Genomic DNA, 3881 nt, shown 5'->3' with positions numbered 1-3881 from the left:
CTGTAGCAAACAGCCGCGTTGTTTACACGACAGGTTGGGAAAGACAAGCCTGCAAAATCTCAAAAGGCCTATCACCTTTCAAACTTTTGTGCGGCTTAACCGTACCGTATTACTAGAAATTAACGAAACGGCACCGCTCTTTTTGCCGGAGTCCCATATCCTGAAAAGGATGTTTATCCTGCCCCATTTCCATCAGCGTACGGATAACCCGCTCTGCTTTACCGTTCGTCTGCGGCCGGACGGCGCGGGTAAATTTTCGGCCGATATTGTTTTCGCCAAATGGATGGCCGGCGTTGCCTGTGCATTCCATGCCGTTGTCGGAATCAGCACACCCGACGGTATACGGGCAGCAATCAATTACATCATGCAGCAGCACCGGCGGCAGTACGGTCCGGCAGAATGGCTGCGTACAGTCCCTATGAAAAACCATCAATGGCAACAAAAGCAAAGGCAGCCGTTTGGTGTCGGAGTGCGCCGTTTCAGCCGGATAAGGTTTGCTGTCGCGTTTTGCCTGCTTCTTGAACTTTGTCTTCGATTCCCCGCCCGGCTTTGGCCAAACGCTTCATGCCCTATTTGGTTTGTTTGAAACGGTTATTGGTACTGCGTTGCGGTGTCAGCAGTTGCCATCGTACCGCCTTCAGGATACGGCAGATGGTCACTCTGCCGGCACGGTATTGCTGCGCCGGCAGGGTAACGCTGATTTTATCCTGTGTATCGGCGTACCAAATGGCTTGGCTATTGTGCGGGAGTAAGGCGGATGTTTTTATGGAGGTTCATGCAGTATTGTCTTTCCAATACGGTAAACAACGCCTGCTTTTCTTACATATCGGGCCGTCTGAAAAAACATTTCAGACGGCCCGATATGTAAATATAATAAACCCAACGGCATTACATGCCTGGGAACATACCTTTCATACCTTTGGCCATTTTCATCAGCTTAGATATGCCGCTGCCGCTGAACATTTTCATCATTTGCTGGGATTGCTCGAATTGTTTCAGCATTTTGTTAACTTCCTGCACATTCGTACCTGCACCGGCGGCAATGCGGCGTTTGCGGCTGGCTTTAATCAAAGCAGGGTTGGCACGTTCTTTCGGGGTCATTGAGTTGATAATCGCTTCAACTTTACCCATGGCTTTTTCAGCGGTGCCTTCGGGAATCTGCTTGGAAATCTGGCCGAGTTCGCCCGGCATTTTCGACATCAGGCTTTCCAAGCCGCCCATGTTGCGCATTTGCTGGATTTGTTCTTTAAAATCGTTGAGGTCAAAACCTTTGCCTTTTTGGATTTTCTTCGCCATTTTGGCGGCGGCTTCTTCATCGATACCGCGTTGAACATCTTCAATCAGACTCAATACGTCGCCCATACCCAAAATTCGGCTGGCAATACGATCGGGATGGAACGGTTCCAAACCGGTGACTTTTTCACCGATACCGATAAATTTAATCGGTTTTCCGGTAACGTGGCGCACAGATAAAGCCGCACCGCCGCGCGCATCACCGTCCATTTTGGTCAGAATCACACCGGTAAGCGGCAGTGCTTCGTTAAAGGCTTGGGCAGTATTAACGGCATCCTGACCAAGCATGGAGTCAATAACAAACAGGGTTTCCACCGGACTTACCGCGGCATGTAAAGCTTTAATTTCGTTCATCATTTCCTCATCGATGGCCAAGCGGCCGGCGGTATCGACCATCAATATATCGTAGAAATGTTTTTTGGCATAATCGACGGCCGAACGGGCAATATCTACCGGCTTTTGGCTGATGTCGGACGGAAAGAAATCCGCGCCGACTTGTTCTGCCAATAAACGCAATTGTTCAATCGCAGCAGGGCGGTACACGTCGGCAGAAACTACGAGAATTTTTTTCTTTTGCCCGGTTTTCAGTAAGCGTGCCAATTTGCCGACGGTGGTAGTCTTGCCTGCCCCCTGCAAACCCGCCATCAACACCACGGCAGGTGGCGCAACAGATAAATCCAGTGAGGTATTTTCCTTGCCCATCAATTCAATCAGTGCATTGTTGACAACCCCGACGAATGCTTGGTCGGGTGTCAGACTACCGGCCACTTCTTGACCAAGCGCCTTTTCTTTGACGTTGTTGATGAATTCTTTAACGACCGGCAAGGCAACGTCGGCTTCCAGTAAGGCCAAGCGGACTTCACGCAAAGCTTCCTTAATATTGTCTTCGGTTAATTTCGCATGGCCGCGGATATTTTTCAAAACGCTACTGAAACGGTTGGTTAAGTTGTCTAACATGCTTATCCTTGATAACTGCTGCCCACAAGAGAGCATTATTTGATAAAATAAAATAGGTTTTATTTTACACTATCGTACGCAGTTATGAATATGTGTACAGAGAAAGTTTGTTATGCCGATAATTTTGATTTGTCTGATGCTGGTGTATGCCGGATTGTCCGGCTTTGTGTGGATACGCTATAAAAAACACCACGATCAGGCGTATCCTATCCATGCCGAGCTGATGGTATTAGGTGTGGCATTGCTGGTGCACGGCGTGGCTTTATTGATGCCGGTATTGAAAGATCAGGTTTTGGTGACAGGATTCGGCTATTCGATCAGCCTGATTGTATGGCTGATGCTGATGATGTATTGCTTAGGCAGCTTCTTTTATTGTTTGCGCGGATTACAATTGCTCTTATATCCGTGTGCCGCGCTGTCTTTATTATTGGGTATGATTTTTCCGGGGAAATTCATCGGCTATGAAATCAGCGATGTGCCGTTTATGCTGCATGTGGGCAGCTCATTGCTGGCATACGGCTTATTCGGCATCGTGACGTTGTTTGCCATATTGATTTTGCTGCTGAACCGAAGCCTGCACAAACGGAAGATGTCTTCGCTGGTCACATTTTTACCGCCGCTGCTGAGTTTGGAAAAATTAATGTTCCGTGGCATGCTGGTCGGTTTTGTCTTGCTGACTTATTCCGTCGTCAGCGGAACATTTTTCGCAGAAAGTGTATTCGGTAAACCACTCACCTTTACCCATAAAACCATATTCGGCATTTTATCGTGGCTGATTTACGGCGGCTTATTGCTCAAACACAGTATGATGGCATGGCGTGGTAAAAAAGCCGCGATTTGGACCATTATCGGGTTTATCAGTTTGGTGTTGGCTTATGTCGGTAGTAAATTTGTGTTGGAAATCATCTTGCACCAATAAGTGAAATGAAAAAGAGCTCTTTGTATTGGAATATTGTTTTAGTATTACCAGTCTCTTCTATTTTTATAACCTTTGCTATCTTGGCTTTTTCTTAATCGGTTGAAAATAATTCATCATGACTATAGCTCAAATGTAATAGTATAGTTAGCCAAATATGCAAGCATTATTTTAAATAATTTACTATTATAAAGTACTAAATAAAAATACATTTTGGTTATGAAAATAAAATACCCTTACATTCGCATTTCAAGTGCAACACTCAAATGCCGGCGGCAGGAGCCGCTAAAAACAAATCGGCCGGTATCTCATAATCCCGTATTTTCCCCGGTCGGCGGTTGAGGGCAGCCCCAACCGCCTTAACCTGTTTGCCGCCCAATTTTCTAAAATCCGTCCCCTTCGGGAAGGATGGCCGGATCAGTCTCCGTTGGTATGCGCCGCCAACCCTTTCCCGGAAGGGGTAGAGACGGCAGAAGTCAGGTTTGCATGGCCGTACCGCTGCCGGTGCTGTAAAAGGTTCTTTTGCGCGATGTAATCGATTGTTGCCCCTATACCATCAGATCACGGCATGGAAATATCGGGGCAGTACGGCACATCCGTTTCCGGCTGCCTGTGTGCAAAACAGGTTTCCCCGTATTGCCCGGCCACAGACTGACGTCAAGCAGAGCGGGTTATCCGCAACTTAATGGAAATGGGGCAGGATAAGTTTGCGTTT

Annotated in this window: 3 protein-coding genes; 2 read left to right on the top strand and 1 reads right to left on the bottom strand. The window is 47.3% G+C overall.

Annotated features, from left to right (window positions below; translation table 11 throughout):
- On the top strand, positions 1–586 hold a 586-nt coding region (locus C7N83_RS15420; RefSeq protein WP_211296669.1), incomplete at its 5' end, for a hypothetical protein.
- A 302-nt stretch (positions 587–888) separates the two neighbouring features.
- On the opposite strand, the gene ffh is transcribed toward C7N83_RS15420, so the two are convergent.
- On the bottom strand, positions 889–2250 hold the full coding sequence (gene ffh, locus C7N83_RS13235; protein ID WP_106743208.1) for a signal recognition particle protein: 1362 nt from the start codon (positions 2248–2250) through the stop codon (positions 889–891).
- Positions 2251–2362: 112 nt separating this feature from the next.
- Here ffh and C7N83_RS13230 point away from each other — a divergent pair, with 112 nt between their 5' ends.
- Positions 2363–3169, top strand: a complete 807-nt coding sequence (locus tag C7N83_RS13230) for a cytochrome C assembly family protein (RefSeq protein ID WP_106743207.1) — start codon at positions 2363–2365, stop codon at positions 3167–3169.
- Positions 3170–3881 lie beyond the last annotated feature (712 nt).

This window comes from Neisseria iguanae, from assembly GCF_003013245.1.
GTDB lineage: Bacteria > Pseudomonadota > Gammaproteobacteria > Burkholderiales > Neisseriaceae > Neisseria > Neisseria iguanae.
Note: the sequence above shows the minus strand (reverse complement) of the source record. Positions and strands in the feature narration are given on the sequence as shown.

Excerpts from the sequence above, each read along its gene's own strand:
- ffh (WP_106743208.1), bottom strand. The coding sequence starts at position 2,250 with ATGTTAGACAACTTAACCAACCGTTTCAGTAGCGTTTTGAAAAATATC.
- C7N83_RS13230 (WP_106743207.1), top strand. The coding sequence starts at position 2,363 with ATGCCGATAATTTTGATTTGTCTGATGCTGGTGTATGCCGGATTGTCC.